The sequence below is a fragment of the Paraburkholderia sp. SIMBA_054 genome (assembly GCF_046534875.1).
Taxonomy (GTDB): Bacteria; Pseudomonadota; Gammaproteobacteria; order Burkholderiales; family Burkholderiaceae; genus Paraburkholderia; species Paraburkholderia hospita.
Genome location: NZ_JAWRXV010001392.1, coordinates 1 through 247, shown reverse-complemented (window position 1 = coordinate 247; position 247 = coordinate 1). Strand labels below are relative to the sequence as shown.

Sequence of the window (247 nt, the reverse complement as noted above, 5' to 3'; positions counted from 1 at the left end):
GCCGCACCCGCGCCGGCACCGAGACGCTCAAGCAGATGCAGGACAGTTACGGCGACCGGGTCTGGGAAGACGCGATTCCGGTCGATACCCGCATCTGCGCGGTCGAGACCCTGACCCAGGCCGGCACCCCGGGCGAATACCCCGGCCGCGGCCTGTCGGCCTACCGGCGCGCGCTGGAATGGATCCTCGCCAGCGACGGCCAGGCGATGGAGCAGGCCGCATGAACGCGGTGGAAGCGCTGGACGAC

The 247-nt window shown here is 71.3% G+C and carries 1 protein-coding gene; it reads left to right on the top strand.

Annotated features, from left to right (window positions below):
• Nucleotides 1-224, top strand: a 224-nt coding sequence (locus tag SB822_RS59625) for a hypothetical protein (protein WP_410859444.1), incomplete at its 5' end; no start/stop codon positions are given.
• Between the last annotated feature and the right edge of the window lie 23 nt (nt 225-247).